The sequence below is a fragment of the Polynucleobacter sp. 71A-WALBACH genome, assembly GCF_018882365.1.
Lineage (GTDB): Bacteria > Pseudomonadota > Gammaproteobacteria > Burkholderiales > Burkholderiaceae > Polynucleobacter.
This window is the reverse complement of sequence record NZ_JACVOP010000001.1, coordinates 1,370,873-1,393,238: the sequence shown is the minus strand read 5'-3', so window position 1 is coordinate 1,393,238 and position 22,366 is coordinate 1,370,873. Positions and strand designations below refer to the sequence as shown.

20 protein-coding genes are annotated in these 22,366 nt (G+C 46.8%); 3 read left to right on the top strand and 17 right to left on the bottom strand.

What is annotated here, in order from left to right; genetic code table 11:
• Window positions 1-38: 38 nt before the first annotated feature.
• From phoB to ICN42_RS06960, 10 genes are all read right to left on the bottom strand, one after another.
• Window positions 39-752 (bottom strand): phosphate regulon transcriptional regulator PhoB, encoded by a 714-nt coding sequence (phoB, locus tag ICN42_RS07005; protein WP_216252573.1) that lies wholly within the window; start codon window positions 750-752, stop codon window positions 39-41.
• A gap of 23 nt (window positions 753-775) precedes the next feature.
• A complete protein-coding gene (gene phoU / locus ICN42_RS07000; RefSeq protein WP_216252571.1) occupies window positions 776-1,483 on the bottom strand; it encodes a phosphate signaling complex protein PhoU in 708 nt (235 codons plus the stop codon).
• A 12-nt stretch (window positions 1,484-1,495) separates the two neighbouring features.
• Complete coding sequence (pstB, locus tag ICN42_RS06995) at window positions 1,496-2,281, bottom strand: phosphate ABC transporter ATP-binding protein PstB (RefSeq protein ID WP_216252569.1); 786 nt, start codon at window positions 2,279-2,281, stop codon at window positions 1,496-1,498.
• 56 nt (window positions 2,282-2,337) lie between these two features.
• Entirely contained in the window at window positions 2,338-3,204 is an 867-nt protein-coding gene (pstA, locus tag ICN42_RS06990; RefSeq protein ID WP_216252566.1) for a phosphate ABC transporter permease PstA, read from the bottom strand.
• Window positions 3,201-4,190: a phosphate ABC transporter permease subunit PstC gene (gene pstC / locus ICN42_RS06985; RefSeq protein ID WP_216252564.1), complete on the bottom strand. Its 990-nt coding sequence runs from the start codon at window positions 4,188-4,190 to the stop codon at window positions 3,201-3,203. The genes pstA and pstC overlap by 4 nt, the downstream gene beginning before the upstream one ends.
• Before the next feature lie 87 nt (window positions 4,191-4,277).
• Complete coding sequence (pstS, locus tag ICN42_RS06980; RefSeq protein WP_216252562.1) at window positions 4,278-5,300, bottom strand: phosphate ABC transporter substrate-binding protein PstS; 1,023 nt, start codon at window positions 5,298-5,300, stop codon at window positions 4,278-4,280.
• A 115-nt stretch (window positions 5,301-5,415) separates the two neighbouring features.
• Entirely contained in the window at window positions 5,416-6,759 is a 1,344-nt protein-coding gene (gene glmM / locus ICN42_RS06975; protein WP_216252560.1) for a phosphoglucosamine mutase, read from the bottom strand.
• A 40-nt stretch (window positions 6,760-6,799) separates the two neighbouring features.
• Window positions 6,800-7,666, bottom strand: coding sequence for a dihydropteroate synthase (folP, locus tag ICN42_RS06970; RefSeq protein WP_216252558.1), 867 nt, complete (start codon window positions 7,664-7,666; stop codon window positions 6,800-6,802).
• Between the two features lie 29 nt (window positions 7,667-7,695).
• Complete coding sequence (ftsH, locus tag ICN42_RS06965; protein WP_216252556.1) at window positions 7,696-9,573, bottom strand: ATP-dependent zinc metalloprotease FtsH; 1,878 nt, start codon at window positions 9,571-9,573, stop codon at window positions 7,696-7,698.
• Window positions 9,574-9,699: 126 nt separating this feature from the next.
• Complete coding sequence (locus tag ICN42_RS06960; RefSeq protein ID WP_216252555.1) at window positions 9,700-10,374, bottom strand: RlmE family RNA methyltransferase; 675 nt, start codon at window positions 10,372-10,374, stop codon at window positions 9,700-9,702.
• Window positions 10,375-10,512: 138 nt separating this feature from the next.
• On the opposite strand from ICN42_RS06960, the gene ICN42_RS06955 reads away from it, so the two are divergent.
• Window positions 10,513-11,139 carry a YhbY family RNA-binding protein gene (locus ICN42_RS06955; RefSeq protein ID WP_216252553.1) on the top strand — a complete coding sequence of 209 codons (627 nt, stop codon included), beginning with the start codon at window positions 10,513-10,515 and terminating at the stop codon, window positions 11,137-11,139.
• Window positions 11,140-11,200: 61 nt separating this feature from the next.
• Here the strand turns inward: ICN42_RS06955 and ICN42_RS06950 are convergent, their stop codons facing one another.
• The 7 genes from ICN42_RS06950 to gloB form a co-directional block, all read right to left on the bottom strand.
• Window positions 11,201-11,698, bottom strand: coding sequence for a DUF4149 domain-containing protein (locus ICN42_RS06950; RefSeq protein ID WP_255539272.1), 498 nt, complete (start codon window positions 11,696-11,698; stop codon window positions 11,201-11,203).
• 11 nt (window positions 11,699-11,709) lie between these two features.
• Complete coding sequence (gene greA, locus ICN42_RS06945; protein WP_216252551.1) at window positions 11,710-12,186, bottom strand: transcription elongation factor GreA; 477 nt, start codon at window positions 12,184-12,186, stop codon at window positions 11,710-11,712.
• Between the two features lie 19 nt (window positions 12,187-12,205).
• On the bottom strand, window positions 12,206-15,469 hold the full coding sequence (gene carB / locus ICN42_RS06940; protein WP_216252549.1) for a carbamoyl-phosphate synthase large subunit: 3,264 nt from the start codon (window positions 15,467-15,469) through the stop codon (window positions 12,206-12,208).
• Entirely contained in the window at window positions 15,469-16,662 is a 1,194-nt protein-coding gene (gene carA, locus ICN42_RS06935) for a glutamine-hydrolyzing carbamoyl-phosphate synthase small subunit (protein ID WP_216252997.1), read from the bottom strand. The genes carB and carA overlap by 1 nt, the downstream gene beginning before the upstream one ends.
• Window positions 16,663-16,908: 246 nt before the next feature.
• Complete coding sequence (locus ICN42_RS06930; RefSeq protein ID WP_216252548.1) at window positions 16,909-18,792, bottom strand: propionate--CoA ligase; 1,884 nt, start codon at window positions 18,790-18,792, stop codon at window positions 16,909-16,911.
• 35 nt (window positions 18,793-18,827) lie between these two features.
• Window positions 18,828-20,237 carry a transglycosylase SLT domain-containing protein gene (locus ICN42_RS06925; RefSeq protein ID WP_216252546.1) on the bottom strand — a complete coding sequence of 470 codons (1,410 nt, stop codon included), beginning with the start codon at window positions 20,235-20,237 and terminating at the stop codon, window positions 18,828-18,830.
• On the bottom strand, window positions 20,237-21,046 hold the full coding sequence (gloB, locus tag ICN42_RS06920) for a hydroxyacylglutathione hydrolase (RefSeq protein WP_216252543.1): 810 nt from the start codon (window positions 21,044-21,046) through the stop codon (window positions 20,237-20,239). The genes ICN42_RS06925 and gloB overlap by 1 nt, the downstream gene beginning before the upstream one ends.
• Window positions 21,047-21,052: 6 nt before the next feature.
• Here gloB and ICN42_RS06915 point away from each other — a divergent pair, with 6 nt between their 5' ends.
• Window positions 21,053-21,868, top strand: a complete 816-nt coding sequence (locus tag ICN42_RS06915; protein ID WP_216252541.1) for a class I SAM-dependent methyltransferase — start codon at window positions 21,053-21,055, stop codon at window positions 21,866-21,868.
• Between the two features lie 4 nt (window positions 21,869-21,872).
• Window positions 21,873-22,328, top strand: a complete 456-nt coding sequence (rnhA, locus tag ICN42_RS06910) for a ribonuclease HI (RefSeq protein WP_216252539.1) — start codon at window positions 21,873-21,875, stop codon at window positions 22,326-22,328.
• Window positions 22,329-22,366 lie beyond the last annotated feature (38 nt).

Below are 22,366 nucleotides of genomic sequence, written 5' to 3'. Positions count from 1 at the left end.
TGCTGGGGTAGATAACCCGCCTGGAAGCCCCAAGCTAATTAGGTCTGGGTAGGGATCTTAGTAATTCTGTAACCACTTCCCCGAACAGTCTCAATATAGCGATCACAGTCCGATGAAGCTAAAGCAGCCCTCAACCTTTTAATATGAACATCAACTGTGCGCTCTTCAATGTAGACCTCATTACCCCAGACCTTATCTAACAAGTTAGCTCTGGAATGCACCCTTTCAGGATTGGCCATTAAAAACTGCAACAATCGATATTCCGTAGGGCCTAGTGAAAGTGATTGAGGATCCATATTGGGCCAAATGGCAGTAACGCGGTGTGAAAGCGGATCCAGCCTCAATGGACCAACAGATAATGGCCCGGTATCCTCAATTGGAGTTTGACGGCGTAACAGCGCTTTTACGCGTGCAACCAATTCTTTTGGTGAAAAAGGCTTAGTGACGTAATCATCAGCCCCGGAGTCAAGACCCAAAACTTTATCAGACTCTTCGCTTTTCGCAGTAAGCATGAGAATGGGCAACGATCGAGTGCGATCATTTGCGCGCAACTCCCTGGCAAATTGAACGCCAGATTTTCCCGGCAACATCCAATCTAGAATCAGTAGACTAGGCAATTCATCGCGCATCATATTTAGCGCGATATCACTTTGCATAGCCTTCTCAACCTCATATCCAGCATGGGTCAAGTTAATGGCAATCAGCTCTGCAATAGAAGGCTCATCTTCAACTATCAATATGCGGTGAGTCATCATGAATTCCGTATTGATTTAATTTATGGTCTATTTGCCTCGCGAACCAAATCCTCATGAGGAATATGACGTACGTCAGACCCTTTAGCAATATAGATTACGAATTCAGCGATATTTTTCGCATGGTCACCGATACGCTCAATCGCCTTAGCAATAGTCAACATGTCAAGACCAGTGGTAATGGTGTGGGGATCTTCCATCATGTAGGAAATCAACTTACGAACGAATCCTCTAAATTCTTCATCGATCTGGCGGTCTTCTTGCACTACATCTGCTGCAGCTACGGTATCCAAGCGAGCAAAAGCATCTAAGCTTCGACGCAATAGTGAAATTGCCATTTGGCCTGAAAGACGAATTTCAGCTACGTTAATGTTGTGAGTAGCCCCAGCTTCAATTAAACGCTTCGTTCTTTTGGCAACGCGCTCAGCTTCATCCCCTGCCCGCTCTAAATTGGTAATCGCTTTAGATACCGCCATTACCAAGCGCAGGTCACGAGCCGTAGGTTGACGGCGTGCGATCAACTCAGTACATGCCAAGTCAATCTGAATTTCAAGATCATTAACCTGTTTTTCATTCTGAATCACAACATTACAGGTTTCAATGTCCATCTGCGTAAAGGCGCGCATCGCTGTTGAAATCTGCGACTCTACCAAGCCCCCCATCTCAAGCAAACGACTCGAGAGGGAATTTAAATCGGCATCAAACTGCGATGAAAGGTGTTTATCTGGCATTTAGCTCTCCAATTAACCGAAACGGCCGGTAATGTAATCTTCTGTTTCTTTGCGTTTTGGCTTGATGAAGATTTCATCCGTCTTACCGTACTCAATCAGACTTCCAAGATACATGTAAGCAGTGTAATCCGACACGCGAGCCGCCTGCTGCATATTGTGAGTAACGATAGCAATCGTATATTCATGCTTGAGTTCATTGATCAACTCTTCAATTTTTCCAGTAGAGATTGGATCTAAGGCTGAAGTTGGTTCGTCAAGCAAAATAACTGATGGCTTCACTGCGACACCGCGTGCAATACACAGGCGTTGCTGCTGACCGCCTGAAAGAGATAGGCCGCTTTGATTTAGCTTGTCTTTTGCCTCAGTCCACAAGGCGGCCTTATTAAGTGCCCACTCTACCCGCTCATCCATTTCAGAGCGAGAAAGCTTTTCGTAGAGGCGCACACCAAATGCAATATTTTCATAAATTGACATTGGAAAAGGTGTTGGCTTTTGAAAGACCATACCAATTCTTGAGCGAAGTAAATTAAGATCTTGTCCAGGCTCTAAAATATTCTGGCCATAAAAGTTAATCTCGCCTTCAGCACGCTGGCCGGGATACAAGTCATACATACGATTTAAAGTGCGAAGTAAAGTCGATTTTCCACACCCGGATGGTCCAATAAAAGCAGTGACCTTTCCTTCTTCAATATCCAAATTAATATTCTTCAGACCCTGAAATGTGCCATAAAAGAAATTAAGATTGCGCACTTCAAGCGCATTTTTAACTTCTCGTTGGGTCGGTTGGGTTGTATCCATTCTAGCTCCCTGACTATCAACCTGATTTAAGTCAAACATTGTTTTCATATTGCTCATCATCCTTGTACTTTCTCTCGGAATACCACACGAGCCAAAATATTTAAGCCCAATACGGCAAAAGTAATCAATAAAGCGCCACCCCATGCGAGGTCAACCCAGTTGTCATAGGGGCTCATCGCAAACTGAAAGATTACTACTGGTAAGTTCGCCATTGGGGCGTTCATATTGGTAGAGAAAAATTGATTATTAAGAGCAGTAAAGAGCAAGGGAGCAGTTTCACCGCTCACACGAGCCAAGGCCAACAAAATACCTGTCATCACACCGCTTTGCGCAGCTCTTAATGTGATCATGAAAGCCACTTTCCACTTTGGTGTACCCAAAGCATAGGCCGCCTCTCGTAAGCTACCGGGCACCAAGCGCAACATGTTCTCAGTAGTACGAACTACCACTGGAATAGCAATCAAAGCCAAAGCAATCGTGCCGGCCCAACCAGAAAAGTGACGCACTTGTGCAACAACAAATGCATACACAAATAAGCCGATCACAATAGATGGCGCGGAAAGCATAATGTCGGTAACAAAACGAGTAATCGAAGCGATGCGACTGCGGTCACCGTATTCCGAAAGATACAAGCCTGCTAAGACGCCAATTGGTGTACTGATTAAAGTACAGCAACCCACCAACATTAAGCTACCGACAATTGCATTAGCTAAACCGCCACCATCGGATCCCGGAGCTGGAGTGCTTTGAGTAAAGAGGGTTATATCAAGCGCTGAAAATCCCTTAATTACCAATACACCCAGAATCCAAAGCAGAAAGATCATGCCTAAGCCCATGGCACCCATAGACAAAGCTAAGCCAATCTTATTGGCACGCTTACGTTTTGCAAAAACAGCTGGATCAATATTCGAAATGTTGTTCATGTTTTTAAGCCCTGCTTCTTCTCCATATTGCTCAGCATCCATTTAGCGAATGCCAAGACAACGAAGGTAATAATGAATAGCGCTAGTCCTAAGGCGAACAAAGAGGACAAATGGTTACCTGCCTCAGCCTCACCAAACTCATTGGCCAATGTGGATGCAATAGAGGTTCCGGGGGCGAATAAGGATGGTGATAAACGGTGCGCATTACCAATTACAAAGGTTACGGCCATAGTTTCACCAAGAGCCCTACCCAAACCTAGCATTACGCCGCCAATCACACCCGCTTTGGTGTAAGGCAGCACAACGTTCTTCACCACTTCCCAAGTTGTGCAACCAATGCCATAGGCGGACTCTTTAAGCACTGGCGGGACAATCTCAAAAACATCTCGCATTACAGAAGCAATAAAAGGCAGAATCATCATTGCCAAAATTAGGCCCGCACACAGAACACCGATACCATTAAATGCGCCGGAGAATAAAATACCCAACCCCGGAATCTTCCCGAGGGTTACAGCTAAGGCAGGTTGAATATATTCCGCAAACAGCGGTGCAAAAATAAATAAACCAAACATGCCGTAGATGATAGATGGCACTGCCGCTAACAATTCCACTGCCGTACCTAGGGGCCTACGTAGAGGGCCCGGGCATAATTCCGTGAGGAAAACAGCAATGCCAAAACTGAGAGGAACAGCAATCAATAAGGCAATCAAGGAAGTTACCAAGGTGCCGTAGATAGCTATCAGACCGCCAAACTCACCATTCACAATATCCCACTCTTGGGTGAAGAAAAATCCAAGTCCAAAAGTGCTTAGCGCTGGCCAAGCATTGATAGCAAGCGAGATCATGATTCCAAGCAAAGCAATTAATACAGATAGAGCAAAGAATTGCGTGATGCCGTGGAATAAGAAATCCTGAATACGCTGTAACTTAGCAATACGGAGCGCTTGTGGCGTCGGAGCTGAATGAGACTGGGTCGATTCAATCATAAATTCTACTTGTATAAATATTGAAACAGCCCCATGTTAAGTGGAGCTGTTATTTGAAGATGAATGAGAAATCTCAATCATCAATCCTTACTTAGTAATGACCTTTGTGAATACATTCTTGCGAATAAATTCTGTAGTTGCATCAGGCATTGGAACGTAATCCAACTCTTCCGCCATCTTCTTGCCATCTTTGAATGCAAAATCGAAGAACTTAATAACTTCAGCAGCATTTGCTTTGTTTTCAGGGTTCTTGTACAAGAGAATAAAAGAAGCACCAGTAATTGGCCATGACTTAGCGCCACCTGCATTAGTGATGAATGTACCCATCCCTGGAACCTTCGCCCAATCAGTACCAGCTGCTGCAGCGGCGAATGTCAAATCATCAGGGGCAACAAAATTACCATCCTTATTCTTCAAAGAGATATAAGTCATTTTGTTTTTCTTAGCATAAGCATATTCAACGTAACCAACTGAGTTCTTTACACGGGATACGTTTGCAGCTACACCCTCATTACCTTTGCCGCCAACAGATGAGGCGGCTGGCCACTTAACAGCAGCTCCTGCACCAACAGCATCTTTCCAGAGTGTGCTAGTTTTAGCTAAGTAGTCGGTAAAAATAGCTGTTGTGCCAGAGCCATCAGCACGATGAACTACTGTAATAGGACCTGAAGGAATCTTTACACCTGGGTTCATGATGGCAATACGCTTATCACCCCAATCAGAAATGACGCCTTGGAAAATATCAGCCAATGTTGGGCCATCTAACTTAATTTCGCCTGGTTTTACTCCTTCGACGTTGATGACTGGAACAACGCCACCAATAATTGCCGGGAATTGAACTAAACCATCTTTTTCTAGATCTTCGAATTTCACTGGATTATCGGTCGCACCGAAATCTACAGTTTTTGCCTTAATCTGTTTAATGCCACCTGAAGAACCAATAGATTGATAGTTCAAGTTAGAGCCAGTTTTTGCTTTAAAAGCTTCGGCCCATTTAGCGTAAATTGGGTATGGGAATGTTGCACCAGCACCAGTCATATCAGCAGCAAAAGTGACTGGAGCAATTGAAATTGCGCTAATAACTAACGCTTTTTTCAAGAATGATTTCATGTGGATCGATCCTCAGATAAATAACGCAATATTGCGATATATGAACGATACGATCTGTGTATGACTCTTTTATGACAATTGTCATAAAAGAAATTATCCCAATATAATCAATTGCTTATGCTGCTGGAATGAGCTCAGAAATGCTCTTAGCCGAGTTCATGGCTACGTTACCATCTTGAGCCTCAACCATGACGCGTAGAACAGGCTCTGTGCCTGAGGCGCGGATGAGCACCCTCCCCGTACCCTTGAGATCGCTCTCAACCTGGCTTATCTTAGATTTGAGTGCATCATCGGACTTCCAGTCGTAACCGGATTTGAATTTGATATTCAGAAGAACTTGGGGGAAGATTTTTACAGAGTCCAATAATTGAGCCAAACTCTTCTTGCTCTGACTCATAGCTGCCAGAACTTGCAATGCGGCAATAGTGCCATCACCAGTTGAATGCTGATCCAAGCAGAGCAGATGACCTGAGCCTTCGCCACCGATAATCCAGCCTTTTTGTTTGAGCATCTCTAAAACATAACGGTCACCAACATTGGCACGTTCAAATCCGATACCCAAACCTTTGATCGCATTTTCTACTGCTAGGTTTGTCATCAAGGTGCCAACTACACCACCTATTTTTTGACCCCGCTCAATACGATCCTTTGCAAGCACGTATAAGAGCTCATCACCATTAAACAACCGACCAGAAGCATCGACCATTTGCAAGCGATCAGCATCACCATCCAAAGCGATACCGAGATCAGCTCCCTCTTCTTTTACCTTGGCAATTAATGCCTCGGGAGCTGTAGCACCGCAACCATCATTGATATTTCGTCCATCAGGGTGCACGCCAATTGAAATCACTTCTGCGCCGAGCTCATGGAAGACGTGAGGAGCGGTATGGTATGCAGCGCCATGGGCGCAATCCACAACCAATTTCATGCCTTTAAGATTTAAGTCGCCAGGGAAAGTAGATTTACAGAACTCAATATAACGACCTGCTGCATCATCTAAGCGGAAGGCTTTACCTAATTCTTTAGAGCTGACGCAGCCCATCGGCTTTGCAAGCTCCGCCTCAATTGCCAACTCAAACTCATCAGTTAATTTACCGCCTTCAGCGGAGAAGAATTTAATGCCATTATCTTGATAAGCATTATGCGATGCCGAAATCACAACACCTGCGGATAAACGTAATGCTTTAGTCAGATAAGCAACGCCTGGTGTTGGCATAGGTCCACACAGCATCACATCAACTCCAGCGGCAGCAAAGCCAGCCTCTAAGGCCGCCTCCAATAAATAACCAGAAACACGCGTGTCTTTGCCAATCAAAATCTTGCAGCGCTCACCGGGTTTTGCATGACTGCTTAGCACTTTACCAGCTGCATAACCAAGGCGCGTAATGAACTCTGGAACAATTGGAAATTGCCCTACTTCACCGCGGATGCCATCAGTTCCAAAGAATTGTTTTTTCATGGGTTTGATTATAAAACTTGTGGGTATTTAGACAAGTAAGTTACCCTTTGATCGCTTCCCAGATCTTCAAGGAGTCAACCGTCTCCTGAACGTCATGGACTCGAATAATGCGGGCACCCCGATCAGCGGCCAAAATGGCAGCAGCGACACTAGGTGCCACTCGCTCATTGGTATCCCGACCAGTTAACTTACCCAGCATGGATTTACGAGAAATTCCTGCCAAAACTGGATAGCCTAATTCAGAGAATTGATCAAAATTAGCTAGCATCTTGAGGTTGTGTTCCAGACTTTTACCAAACCCAAAACCAGGATCGATGGCAATTCTATTTTTTGCGACACCTTGGTTTTCGAGCAAGCTTGCCCGCTTTTGCAAAAATAGCTTTACCTCGCCAATCACATCTTGATAATCGGGATCAAATTGCATCGTTTGAGGATCGCGTTGCATATGCATTAAAACAATGCCGCACTGTTTATCTGGCTCATTTTTATCGCTCTCGATGACAGTCTCGACTGCACCCTCTTGTCGCAATGCCCAGATATCGTTGATGCAATCGACGCCAGCCTTGAGCGCTTGGCACATGGTCTCGGATTTATAAGTATCAATAGATAGAGCTACGCCACAATCTTTTAAAGCATGAATCACCGGCAAGACGCGATCCAACTCTTCTTGTAGAGAGACGGGTTCAGCACCAGGACGAGTCGATTCGCCACCGATATCAATAATGTCCGCACCATTGGCAATCATGAGTTCGGCTCGGGCAATGGCATCGCTTGGAGTTCTGAACTTGCCACCATCAGAAAAGGAATCTGGTGTGGCATTGAGAATACCCATCACGAGTGGGCGTTGACGTTTACTAAAGTCAAAAAGAAAACGCCCGCAACGCCACGTTGCGGGCAGATTTTGCATAGCCACTGAGAGACTTACCAGCAGGCTAGTTAAGCAGTCGCTGGAGCGGCGCCAGCAGCAGGACCTGGCGTGCCAGCAGAGTTACCAAACTGGGTTGCTGGAGGTGGCTTAGGAGCACGCGGCGGACGACCTTCCATGATGTCAGTAATCTGCTCAGCATCAATGGTTTCCCACTCAAGCAAAGCAGCGACCATAGCTTCAACTTTGTCACGATTCTGCTCAAGAATCGATCTTGCCAACGCGTACTGACTATCTACCAACGCACGAATCTCTGCATCCACTTTTTGTTGCGTCAACTCAGAAACTGTCTTGGTGCTGTTGCGTCCAAAAATACTTTCAGATTCAGTATCAACATAGACCATCGTACCCAAGCTATCGCTCATACCGTAACGAGTCACCATGTCGCGGGCCATTTTAGTAGCACGCTCAAAGTCATTCGATGCACCAGTGCTCATGGAGTGCAAGAAAACTTCTTCAGCAGCACGACCACCAAACAAAATAGCCAACTCTTCCATCATGCGATCTTTGTACAAGTTCACACGATCAAACTCCGGTAACTGCCATGTCACACCCAAGGCCATACCGCGCGGCATGATGGTGACCTTATGAACTGGATCCGCCTTAGGTAATACCTTGGCGACCACTGCGTGACCAGACTCGTGATACGCCGTATTGCGGCGCTCTTCTTCACGCATCACTGCAGACTTACGCTCAGGACCCATGTAAATCTTGTCTTTGGCATCTTCAAAGTCTTTCATATCTACGGCACGCTTATTGCGACGTGCTGCAAACAATGCGGATTCATTTACCAAGTTGGCCAAATCCGCACCCGAGAAACCAGGAGTACCACGCGCCAATACAGCCGCATCCACATCTGGATCAATCGGAACTTTACGCATATGCACTTGCAAGATTTGCTCGCGACCACGAATATCTGGCAAGCCAACATGCACCTGGCGATCGAAACGGCCAGGACGTAATAAGGCCTTGTCCAATACGTCAGAACGGTTGGTTGCAGCAACGACGATCACACCACTATTACTTTCAAAACCATCCATCTCCACCAGCATTTGGTTAAGAGTTTGTTCGCGCTCATCGTTACCACCACCCATACCTGCGCCACGATGGCGACCGACAGCATCAATCTCATCAATAAAGATGATGCAAGGAGAATTTTTCTTAGCGTTCTCAAACATGTCTCGCACGCGTGAAGCGCCAACACCAACAAACATCTCGACAAAGTCTGAACCAGAGATTGAGAAAAAAGGTACTTTGGCTTCACCTGCAATCGCACGCGCTAGCAAGGTCTTACCAGTACCTGGAGGACCTACTAGCAAGACACCATGCGGGATACGACCGCCGAGCTTCTGAAACTTTTGCGGATCTTTTAAGAAGTCAACAATCTCAAAGACCTCCTCTTTAGCCTCATCGCAACCAGCAACATCGGCAAAGGTAACGGTATTACTGTTCTCATCTATCAAACGCGCTTTAGATTTGCCGAAAGAGAATGCTCCGCCCTTACCGCCACCCTGCATCTGTCGCATCATGAAGAACCAGAAACCAATAATCAATAAAGTAGGCCCAAGATAGTACAGAGCAGAAACCAACATATTGGGCTCATCATCCGCCTTACCTGTTACTTGTACGCCGTACTTCATCAGATCGCCAACCATCCAAATATCTCCCGGGGAGATGATGGAATATTTGTTGCCGTCATTAGGGGTAACTTGCAGCGTGCGACCTTGCACATCAACTCGCTTAACTTTGCCAGCTTTGGCATCGTCCATGAATTGAGAATACGTGACTTGAGTTTGATCTTTTGGCTTGTCAAACTGTTTGAAAACAGTAAACAGCACCAGACCCACAATGAGCCACACACCGATTTTTTGCAACATATTGCTATTCAAAAGGAGACCTTTGCCGGATTAATCCGGGAGTTAAAGCGGATTGCTATACCTAAGTATTTGATTCTACTACCAGCCTTTTTCAAGGGCTGAGAGCGAATTTATTTAATAAGCCCCTACTTTTAGGGGTTATTTGGGTGGTTTGAGCTCTCGGCCGAGCAAAAAGATTTCTGAGGACTTGGCTCTAGAAGCTTTTGGCTTTCTGGAGGCCACCGTTTTAAAGACCTTTTTAAAGGATTCCACGATCTGGCTATAGCCACTTCCGTTGAAACACTTAATGAGTAAGGCTCCTTCTGGCTTGAGGTGCTGAACCGAAAAATCCAAGGCGATTTCAGCCAAAAAGGCCATTCGAGCGGCATCAGCCACCCCCACCCCAGAAAGGTTGGGCGCCATATCAGACATCACCAGATCGACCTTTCCCTCTGCATTGGCCGGTAAAAGCGCTTCCAGCGCCTTTAAACCCTCATCCTCTCGGAAATCTCCCTGTATAAAAGAAACGTCCGCAATATCCTCCATCGGCAGAATATCTATCGCAATAATGATTCCATCGGGCTTACCAGACTCTATATTTGGATTATTTTTACCAAGCTCAGTTAGGCGATTACGGGCGTACTGAGACCAGCTCCCGGGAGCACTCCCAAGATCCACAATAGTCATACCTGCTTTGATAAGTCGGTCTTGCTCATCTATCTCACTCAGCTTATAGACGGCACGTGCACGATAACCCTCTTTTTGAGCCATCTTCACGTAGGGATCATTCAGATGATCCTGCAACCAACTTTTATTAAATTTATTCTTTGCCACAACTTACCCACTTTCGGCGTCTATTTTCCTTGTTTATGCCCTACAAGGCAAAAGGAATCGACTTAAAACATCTTGATATCAGCCTATATGAGGTCGAAAGCCCTGATTTACAAGCCCTAATGCTCTATCATCGAGTCCATGACTGCACTTACTATTACCCCCGCACAACGCAAATCCCTTAAAGCTGACGCCCATGGCCTGAGTCCAGTCGTCATGATTGGTGGCGATGGCCTGACCCCTGCGGTCGTTAAAGAGGCTAAGCTCGCTATTTCTCATCACGGCCTCATTAAAATTCGCGTTTTTGGCGATGATCGTGATGCACGTTTAGCCATTTATGAAGAGCTTTGCGACAAACTTGGCGCAGCTCCAGTTCAGCACATCGGAAAATTGCTGGTACTTTGGAAGCCGATTGATATCGTGGATGAGGCCTTCTCTAATTTAGGAAGATCGAGCAAGCAAACCAAGAAATCATTGCAAGCACCTCGCACCAAACGCCAGCCTAATCGCGTTGTATCAAAAGCAGGTGTTCGCACCAGCACTTCCGAGAGATCGGATCGTCGCTCAGCTGCTAGCAAGTCTCCATTTGAAAGAGCGGCTGCAGTGAAAAGCGCCACCCCTAAGAAGCGCGTTTTGCGTGCAGATGCCGCTGAATCCAAAATCGGTTGGTCATCACCAGGCTATCGCAAGGCAGCTGCAGCACCTGCGCCAATTAAGAAACGTAAGGTGCGCATGAGTAGCACTAAGAAGAAATCATTGGGCTCCTAATCTCAAGAGCATTAAAGAGCGCCTCTGCTAAATAAAAAACGCCGCTAGTCGGCGTTTTTTACTATTCCCGGTTCTTAGTAAGTCGCCAAACTAGGTAGACACCCAAAATGCTCTGCAACATAAACAGAATGCTAGAAGCACCATGTAGCCTGCCGAACAAAGTAGCTGAGGGAGAGAGCATTACTGGCATACCTTGAGCTAACGCGTTATCTCTGAGAGTATTCATCCAGGGAATAAAAATAAAAGCTGCTGCGATTGAGCAAAGCAACATGATTAATAAGAGCCAACGAATCAGTCGGAATTGATTAAGGCCTCGATTAACCAAGAGATTAGCCAGAACCATTAGTCCAATACAGACAATCAAGCTCAGATAAGCCTCGAGTCTAAAGATACTACCAGCCACCATGCCAGCGGCTTGACGATCAGTCATGGTGCTAAAAATGGCTGGGGCAACTAAGTAGCCAACGGCGAGTAAGCTACCAACCCATAATCCCGCGATCAAAATAAAGAGTCTTTGAGCCCCAATGTAATTAGGAGCCTCTAAAGTCTTCATGTTCATTGAGCTCAGTATTAGATGTAACGAACCGCGAGGATTTCTACTTCGCGATTACCACCAGGGGCTTGAACTGAAACCACATCACCCTCTTCTTTGCTGATTAAGGCACGGGCAATCGGTGAGCTAATCGAAATTTTGTTGAATTCAATATCGGCTTCGTCATCACCAACGATCTGGTAAGTTAGCTTAGTACCATCTTCTAAGTCCTCAAGATCTACAGTCGCACCAAACACGATACGGCCATTAACATCAAGAGTTGCTGGATCGATGATTTGAGCAGCGGATAGCTTTCCTTCAAGCTCCTGAATACGACCTTCAATAAAGCCCTGCTTCTCTTTGGCGGCATCGTACTCCGCGTTCTCAGAAAGATCACCCTGAGCACGCGCTTCAGAGATCGCATTGATCACTGATGGTCGCTCTACATGCTTAAGACGATGCAACTCTTCTTTGAGAAGTTCTGCGCCGCGCTTAGTTATTGGAATTGTGCTCATGCTTCTTACCTAACTTAAATTAATTGAGAGTCTTATGCAGATTCTGTAATGAATACACTTCAAGAGACTCTTTGTTGCCGTTTTGTGAGGTCATCAAGCCATCCATCACCGCGCGTGCCGCACTGATCGTAGTGTAGTAGGTCACGTTATTAGCTTGTGCACTAGTACGAATGGAACGTGAGTCCGCAATCGCAGTTCGGGTTTCATCCACAGTAGTAAATACTAGAGAGATCTCACCATTCTTGATCAAGTCAACAATATGGGGACGACCATCTTTTACTTTATTCACTACGCGCACTGGTAAGCCTGCCGCTTCAATTGCTGCAGCAGTACCTTTAGTAGCGACCATTGGGAAACCCAACTGATGCAAGAGCTTTGCCACTTCAACCGCTTTTGGCTTGTCGCTATCTTTCACAGTCAACACTACAGTTCCGCTCTTAGGTAGCTTAATACCAGCGCCTAGCTGAGATTTAAATAAGGCTTCGCCGAATGTTTTACCGACACCCATCACTTCACCAGTAGAACGCATTTCTGGTCCTAGAATCGGATCAATACCTGGGAATTTATTGAATGGGAATACCGCCTCTTTAACTGAGAAATAGCCAGGCTTCACTTCACTCTTAATGCCCTGTTGCTCAAGCGTTTGACCAACCATACAGCGGGCTGCAATCTTAGCAAGTTGCAAACCAGTTGCTTTAGAAACAAATGGTACGGTACGGGATGCGCGTGGATTTACTTCGAGAACATAGATGACATCTTTACCATCAACATTCTGAATCGCAAACTGCACATTCATCAAACCAACTACATTCAGACCTTTGGCCATCGCCGCAGTTTGACGTTTGATCTCCGCAATCGTTTCATCGGATAAAGAATATGGCGGCAATGAACAGGCAGAGTCACCAGAGTGCACGCCAGCTTGCTCAATATGTTCCATCACACCACCAATGAATACCTGTTGACCATCACTAATACAGTCGACGTCGCACTCAATTGCGTCATTTAAGAATCGATCCAACAAAACTGGTGAATCATGAGAAACCTTCACCGCTTCACGCATATAGCGCTCGAGATCGCGACCATCATGCACGATTTCCATTGCTCGGCCACCCAATACATAGGAAGGACGAACTACCAATGGATAGCCAATTTCTTCAGCAAGCTTCAGCGCCTCATCTTCCGCGCGAGCGGTACGGTTTGGCGGCTGACGCAAGTTCAACTCATGCAATAACTTTTGGAAGCGCTCACGATCCTCTGCAGCGTCAATCATGTCAGGCGAAGTACCGATAATCGGCACCCCATTAGCCTCGAGGTCTAAGGCCAGTTTCAAAGGAGTCTGACCACCGTACTGCACGATCACACCCTTAGGCTTTTCAATTGCAACGATCTCTAAAACATCTTCCAAAGTCAAAGGCTCAAAGTACAAGCGATCAGATGTATCGTAGTCGGTAGAAACAGTCTCTGGATTGCAGTTCACCATGATGGTTTCGTAACCATCTTCGCGCATTGCTAGAGCGGCATGCACGCAGCAATAGTCGAACTCAATACCTTGACCAATACGGTTAGGGCCGCCACCTAATACCATGATCTTATCTTTGGTCGTTGGCTGCGATTCACACTCACCATGCTCTGCTTCGTAAGTGGAATAGAGATATGCAGTATTGGTTGAGAACTCAGCGGCACAGGTATCTACGCGCTTGTAAACAGGAACCACCTTTAAGCGATGGCGTGCAGCGCGAACGGAGGAAGCATCTACTCCCAACAATTTCGCTAGGCGACGATCTGAAAAACCTTTTTGCTTAATAAAGCGTAACTCGGCAGCAGACAAGCTATCAATCTTGCGTTGCTTGAGTTCAGCTTCCATAGTGATCAGTTCTTCGATCTGCTCCAAGAACCAAGGGTCAATCTTAGTCTCGTTGTAAACCTCATCAAGGCCCATACCCATACGGAACGCATCCGCTAAATACCAAATGCGATCAGGGCCAGGCTCACCGATTTCTTGAATAATGTCATCTAAGTCGGTAGAAACTTCATCCAGACCATCTACGCCAACTTCTAAACCGCGTAGTGCTTTTTGGAATGACTCTTGGAAAGTACGGCCAATGGCCATCACTTCTCCAACGGACTTCATCTGAGTAGTTAAACGAGAGTCGGCTTGCGGGAATTTCTCGAAGGCAAAGCGAGGAATCTTCGTCACAACATAGTCAATGGATGGCTCAAAGGATGCCGGAGTAGCACCACCTGTGATGTCATTTTTCAATTCATCTAAGGTGTAACCTACCGCCAGCTTCGCAGCGATCTTCGCGATTGGGAAACCCGTTGCTTTTGAAGCCAAGGCGGATGAGCGTGAAACGCGTGGATTCATTTCAATGACGATCATGCGACCGTCAACTGGGTTGATAGAGAACTGAACGTTTGATCCACCCGTATCTACGCCAATCTCACGCAATACCGCAATTGAGGCGTTGCGCAGAATTTGATACTCTTTATCCGTCAATGTTTGCGCAGGGGCAACAGTAATTGAGTCACCGGTATGCACGCCCATTGGGTCTAAGTTTTCGATTGAGCAAACGATGATGCAGTTATCGGCGCGGTCACGCACCACTTCCATCTCGAACTCTTTCCAACCTAAGAGAGACTCTTCAATTAAGAGCTCACGGGTTGGTGATAAATCTAAACCGCGTTTGCAAATCTCTTCGAACTCTTCACGGTTGTAAGCAATACCACCACCTGATCCACCCATAGTGAATGAAGGACGGATTACTACCGGGAAACCCAAACTACCAGTTTCTTTTTGAATGCGCTGCTGCACTTCATGCGCTTCATCCATCGAATGCGCAATACCAGACTTAGCGGAGCCTAGACCAATTTTGGTCATAGCATCTTTAAACTTTTGACGATCTTCCGCCTTATCAATTGCTTCTGGTGATGCTCCAATAAGTTCGCAGCCGTACTTCTCGAGAACACCATGACGATGCAAATCGAGTGCGCAGTTCAAGGCAGTTTGACCGCCCATCGTTGGCAAAATTGCATCTGGCTTTTCAGTGGCAATAATGCGCTCCACTACTTCCCAAGTAATCGGCTCGATGTAAGTTACATCTGCCATCTCTGGATCAGTCATGATGGTTGCAGGATTGCTGTTTACCAAAATGACTTTATAACCTTCATCACGCAACGCTTTGCAGGCTTGCGCTCCAGAATAATCAAATTCACAGGCTTGTCCAATCACAATTGGACCAGCACCAATAATCAGAATGCTCTTAATGTCGCTACGCTTAGGCATTATTTGCCCCCCTTATTACCAACAGCGGCAGCATTCATCAGCTCCACAAAACGATCAAATAAATAAGCAATGTCATGAGGACCTGGTGAGGCCTCAGGGTGGCCCTGGAAACAGAAGGCAGGTTTATCTTTCCAAGCAAGACCTTGTAGCGATCCATCAAATAAAGAAACGTGCGTGACGCGAATGTTGTCAGGCAAAGTATTAGCATCAACGGCAAAGCCATGATTCTGAGAAGTAATCGCTACGCGCCCAGTATCCAAATCTTTAACTGGATGGTTCGCACCATGGTGACCAAATTTCATCTTCAAGGTTTTAGCACCGGCGGCCAATCCCATGATCTGGTGACCCAAGCAAATACCAAAGGTCGGAATACCCTTTTCAATAATTTCTTTTGCAGCAGCAATCGCATAATCACAAGGACCAGGATCGCCAGGGCCATTCGAGAAGAACACGCCATCTGGGTTCATCGCCAATACTTCAGCGGCACTAGTTTGTGCGGGAACGATGGTTAACTCGCAACCACGCTCAGTGAGCATGCGCAAGATGTTGCGTTTCATACCAAAATCATAAGCCACCACTTTTTTGATTGGCTTACTTGTATTCAGAGTTCTGTAGACAGGCTTGCCTTCAGGACCATGCAGATCCCACTCAGCTTCACGCCATTGATACGAGGATTTAGTGGTAACAACTTTAGCCAGATCTAGGCCAGCCATACCTGGAAAAGCTTTAGCCAATCCCAAAGCTTTCTTACTGAGGGTCTCTATGTCATCACCCATCTTGCCAGCAACAATTGCGCCAGACTGGGCGCCTTTGTCACGCAGGATTCGTGTGAGCTTACGTGTATCGATACCAGAGATGCCGACTACCCCTGATTTTGTCAGGTAGCTATCGAGAGTTTCTTCAGAGCGGAAGTTAGATACACGCTTAGAGAGGTCTTTTACGACCAATCCAGCCGCATGAATCTGATCCGATTCAGCGTCCTGACCATTTACCCCAACGTTTCCAATATGAGGATAAGTTAGGGTAACGATTTGGCGTGAGTAACTAGGATCAGTAATGATCTCTTGATAACCAGTCAGTGCGGTATTGAAAACGACTTCACCGGTAGTTTCGCCAGGGGCGCCAATACTGAGTCCGGGAAATATAGTGCCGTCAGCTAAAGCCAACACGGCGGGAGGAAAAGAAGGAAGCAAGGGTGACAAACCATCTCCAGTCCCTGCTCCATCCGACGCTCAACACCCCAAAAAGACCAACCCAGGACTGTTTGTGCGGGAGGTGAGTGTCTTTAAGCGCTAGGGTAATTTATTAAGTTTTGAACCTAGTAATGATACCAGTTTTGCGTATAAACCCTTGGATTCCCAGCCAATTAGGCTTGGAAGGGAATAAGCCCCTGAGTCATGAGACCAAGGGGCTTATTGTGACCAATTCTGGGTGGACTTTTAAGGCTTTGCGCTTTGCTCGATGATGGTCTTAATTTGAGCTAAAACGTTCTGATCTTCCATGGTGCTGATATCACCAGGATCGCGCCCTTCAGCTACAGCCTGAAGTGCACGGCGGACGATCTTGCCAGAACGGGTTTTTGGCAGCGCTGTAACCACGTAAACACGGCCTGGACGAGCAATTGCACCTAAGGTGCTGTCCACCGTCTTCATGCATTCAGCTTCCAAAGTAGCGGTATTAGTCGCATCCTTCGGAATCACAAAGGCAATCGCAGCCTGGCCCTTAAGCTTGTCCTCAATACCCACTACCGCTACCTCAGAGATATTGGGATGGCCAGAAATACTCTCCTCAATCTCACGAGTGCCTAAACGGTGACCAGCGACGTTAATCACGTCATCGGTGCGGCCCAAGATGAAGAAGTAACCATCTTCGTCCTTGATGCCCCAGTCAAAGGTGGAATAAATAGTCTTGCCGGGGATAGTTTCCCAATAGGTACTCACAAAACGCTTGTCATCACCCCAAACAGTTTGCATACAACCTGGAGGTAAAGGACCCTCAATGGCAATTACCCCTTTTTGATCTGGGCCCAACTCTTCTGAAGTGGCATCGTCCAACAACTTCATGTTGTAACCAAACGAAGGAACGCCAGGCGAACCAAACTTATGGGGCATTACTTCTACGCCACGCTGAATAGCTAACATTGGCCAACCAGTTTCTGTCTGCCAGTAGTTATCCACAATTGGTTTCTTAATCGCATCATGAATCCAAGTGGCGGTTGGCTCATCTAAGGGCTCGCCCGCCAAGAACAATGCACGTAGGCTTGAGAGATCATATTTAGTTAAGAAGGCAGGATCTTGTTTCTTCAGCACACGAACTGCAGTTGGCGCTGAGAACATGACTGATACCTTGTACTTCTCTACCAGTTCCCACCAAATACCCGCATCAGGACGCAGTGGTGTGCCTTCATACATGATCGTTGCCATGCCGTTAAGCAATGGCGCGTAAATGATGTAGCTATGGCCTACAACCCAACCAATGTCTGAGGTGCAGAACATGGTCTCACCAGGATTGCCACAAAAGATGTGCTTCATGGTTGAAGCTAAAGCAACCGCGTAACCTCCAGTATCACGTTGCACGCCTTTTGGCTTACCAGTGGTTCCAGAGGTATACAAGATATAAGAAGTATGGGTTGCATCTACCCATTCAACTGGAACTATATCGTTGAGGTGCTTTTGACGCTCTGTCGCGTAATCCAAATCACGGCCAGCTACTGTAGTGAACTCAGTCAGACCGCGGTTCACGATCAACACCTTCTCAGGCTTATAAGTGGCTAAGGTAATCGCTTCATCCAATAAAGGCTTATAAGGCACCGCTTTACCGCCACGCGCGCCCGCCTCTGCGGTCACAATCATTTTTGGTTTTGCATCATCAATACGTGATGCCAAGCTGTGGGAAGCGAAGCCTCCAAACACAACCGAGTGAATTGCTCCAATACGCACACAAGCCAACATCGCAAAGCAAGCTTCGGCGATCATTGGCATATAGATCAAAACACGATCACCCTTTTTGACGCCATTGGCTTTATAGATAGCAGCCATACGATTCACTTCTTCGTAGAGCTCTTTAAATGTATAGGCTTTTTCTAAATTGGTTTCTGTGGAAACGGCAACGAGAGCAATTTGATCAGGGCGATCTTTAAGATGACGGTCGACTGCGTTGTAGCAAATATTAGTTAAGCCACCCTCAAACCATTTGGCAAATGGCGGGTTTGCGTAATCCAGAACTTTGTTAAATGGTTTTTCCCAGTGAATGAGTTTTGCCTGCTCTCCCCAGAATCCATCTGGGTCTTTAATGGAGCGTTCGTGTTCTGATTTATAGGACATGGTCAACCTAAATAAGTAAATTAAAGTGTCTGGGCTTACTGAATCTTGCTAACCCCTTTGCTGTTCGAAACCTTGGCAGTAGAGCTAGAAGCATTCGCGGTTCCATTTTTCGCAGATTTTGCAAGCCCTGTCGATGCGGATTTATGCTGAGATGCAGCATTATTTGCAGAAGAATTACCCTTAGTTGATCCTTTTACCGGCTTCACAACTGGGCATTTGGCTCCTTTTGCACATTTTTTAGGCGCTGGTGGCGCTGGTTTATCTAGGCTGAGGCTGCCATTTTCTGCCATTGCCAAGGAGATATCCCCTGGGCGCCGGCTAGTCTTGGGTACCAAAACAGTTGATCCGGAACGAATCCGCATTCCCTTCGGAATGCCATTCACCTCTCGCAAGGTATCGGCATCTACCCCTAAGGTTTTAGCGGCTTGGTCTACAGACTCTGTCTTGGTCACCTGAACGGCCGCCCAAGAAGAGAGTGGCTTGTTGTACTTCTTGAGGTTTTCTTGGAAGATTTCCGCATGCCCGAAAGGCAGCAAAATCTGCTGATTGGCGTTACTCAAAATGACTGGCTTATTAAAGGATGGATTCAGGCTATGAAACTCATCTTCTGGAATTTCGCTCAACTTGATTGCTAGGGCCACATCAATATCAGACCCGACATCCACCGCTACAAAGTAAGGGTGGTTTTCAAGTTCAGGCAACACAATTCCGTAGGCTTTCGGATCCAGTACGATCTGTCGATAGGCCATGAGCTTAGGCACGTAATTACGTGTCTCATTGGGCATATTCAGGCTGAGGTAATCTGTTGGAAGCCCTGCAGCCAAATTGCGCTTCTGCGCTTTAGCAACATTACCCGCGCCCCAGTTGTAAGCTGCCAATGCAAGCTCCCAGCTGCCAAACTGCTTGTACAAACGTTGCAAGTAATCCAGGGCAGCATCAGTAGATTGCAATACATCCCTACGCTCATCCCTAAAGACATTTTGCGTCAAACGGAAGTCCTTGCCAGTCGCTGGCATAAATTGCCACAAACCCATCGCCTTAGCGCTGGATTTGGCATTGGTGACAAAAGCACTTTCAACGAATGGAAGTAAGGCTATCTCCGTCGGCATATTTCGCGCGTTCACTTCTTGCACGATATAAAACAGGTAACGTGATGAACGGGTCATCGATCGATTGACATAGTCAGGACGAGCACTGAGCCAACGTACCTGCTCGATTTCTAGCGGGGTGTTCATGGGCTCCATCTCAAAGCCATCCCGAATTCGAATCCAGAGATTGCTTGAAGGTGCATACAAGTCACTCACGGATTGATTCTGCAAGTTCACCCTCTTCGCTCTGGCAGCACGTGGATCTTTACGAGTCGGAGTATCCGAAGACCAATCTCCCGTAGTGGCACAACCAGAGAGTGCGGCAATCAGCAAGATCGCCGCGTAGCGCCACAACATCAGAACCGATCCTTCCAGGCCCGAATCACGGCTAAGACATGTGCCGGTGTCGGTAGGGATTTTTCTCCCGAGACCTCGAGGGCAGCATCAATCACGGCCTGTTGATCGCAGCGCATGAACGGGTTCACTTGCAACTCCTGCCCAATAGTCGTTGGCAAGGTAGGTAAATGTTGATCGCGCAGAGCCTTGGCAGTTTGCGCCCAGGTAATAAGGTTCGCATTATTGGGCTCAACCGCTAAAGCAAACCGAATATTGGATAAGGTGTACTCGTGGGTGCAATACACCAGGGTATTTTTTGGCAAGGCGATGAACTTGGCGAGGGACTGACTCATCTGCGTTGGGGTGCCCTCGAATAAACGACCACAACCCGAAGCAAATAAGGTATCTCCGCAGAACAACATCGGCTCGACTACATTGGCCTGCATATTGGCGAAGTAAGCAATATGGCTCAGGGTATGACCAGGTACCTCATACACCTCAAGGCTAATACGTGGCGCAGCTATCTCAATCTTGTCGCCCTCCATCATCGCATTGGTGCGACCAGGAATATCAATATGGGCAGGGCCATAAACCGGGACATCTAAGCCAAGAGCCTGCAATAGAGCTAGGATGCCACCAGTATGGTCAGCATGATGATGGGTAATTAAAATACCTGTCAGGGTGAGATTTTTACTCTCCAGGTATTGCAATACGGGGGCAGCATCACCCGGATCCACGATCAAGGCTGATTGGCCATCATGGATACACCAGATGTAATTGTCATCAAAGGCCGGTATCGGCCAAACCTGCAATAAAGTATTCTTCACCATAGACCGATGATACCAACCCCACCCTCCCCATCTCAGATGCCTGCACCACCATGGAGTTCATGGGAAAAGTGGCTGCAATCGCCTCCTGGACGCTATTTGCTTGCCTGGGAGCAGAAATGCTTCAATCAAATCGTGGCCGATGTCTTTGGTTTTTACGCCGTACAAATCGGTTTGCCACAAATCAATACCTTGGCAGAAAACCGCATGCCTTTACATGCCCTGTTAATTCATGCAAATGACCGCCAAAAACATGTCAATGAATTTAACTGGCATCAAATTGAAGGCAATGCCAACGAACTACCTTTTGCCTCTGAAACCATCGACCTATTAGTGCTACCGCATGTTTTGGAGTTTGCGGCAGATCCTCATCAAATTCTGAGGGAGGCTGAGCGTGTCCTGCGCCCAGAAGGCCGTTTGATTATTTCGGGCTTTAACCCAGCCAGTCTTTGGGGTATGCGCCAATATCTCAGCAGACTGATAGGTAGCCCCTACCTGCCAAGGGATGGGCAATTTATTGGCCTGCTCAGAATTAAAGATTGGCTACAGCTTTTGAATTTCTCATTAGACCGGGGTCATTTTGGTTGCTACAAACTTCCCCTCAGCAGTGAGTCAGGCATGGCCAGAATGGACTTCATGGAACCTGCAGGCAACCGCTGGTGGCCTATTTTTGGAGCTGTTTTTTTGGTTTCAGCTATTAAACGGCAGCAAGGTATTCGCCTGATTGGGCAAGTTCAGGGCTTACGCATTCCAGCAATAACCCAATTAAGTCCGGCTGCCGAAAGTCGGCAGAATTTAGCTAATAGCCAAGAACAAGTAAATTAACGTCATGCCGCATACCAAATCACTCCCACACATCATCATTTATACCGATGGTGCCTGCAAAGGTAATCCTGGCCCTGGTGGCTGGGGTGCCGTTTTACGCTCTGGAGCCCATGAAAAGCACCTGCATGGCGGAGCTGAGCACACCACCAATAACCGCATGGAGATTAGCGCAGTGATTCATGCATTAAGGGCTCTCAAACAAACCAGCTCAGTTGAGCTTTGGACTGACTCTCAATACGTCCAAAAAGGCGTCACGGAATGGCTGGAAGGCTGGAAAAAAAGAGGCTGGAAGACTGCCAGCAAGGATCCGGTCAAGAATGCTGATTTATGGCAAGAATTAGATGCCCTCATCCCCGATCACAAGATCTCTTGGCATTGGGTGCGTGGGCACAATGGTCACCCAGGAAATGAGCTTGCGGACCTCCTCGCAAACAAAGGTGTGGAAGAATTTCTGCCCTAAGCCAGACAGGACTCCCTAAGCCCAATTTTGGCGGTCTT